Origin of the sequence: Pseudoalteromonas sp. SIMBA_162, assembly GCF_046535955.1 — a bacterium.
Taxonomy (GTDB): Bacteria; Pseudomonadota; Gammaproteobacteria; order Enterobacterales; family Alteromonadaceae; genus Pseudoalteromonas; species Pseudoalteromonas marina.
On sequence record NZ_JAWJBQ010000889.1, the window covers coordinates 1 to 249 of the forward strand.

At 65.5% G+C, this 249-nt stretch carries 1 pseudogene; it reads left to right on the forward strand.

Annotated elements, in window-relative coordinates:
• Positions 1–249, forward strand: a pseudogene (locus R0J88_RS22270) (sodium-dependent transporter); the annotation flags it as partial.

Below are 249 nucleotides of genomic sequence, written 5' to 3' on the forward strand. Positions count from 1 at the left end.
GCCACCCTGGCCGTCGGTGCCGCCATCATGGCCATCAGCCTGACCATCGCCGCCAACTTCGGGGCACTGTTCGGCCTGGTGATCATGTTGACCACCCAGTACAGCCAGCCGCTGGTCGCGCTGGTGATGTGCCTGCTGGTCGGCTGGGCGATGTCGCGCCATGCGCTGCTCAAGGAGATTCAGAGCGGGGCGCCGGACATCGAGTCCAGCCTGTTCTGGAAGATCTGGCCGTGGTACGTGCGCCTGATC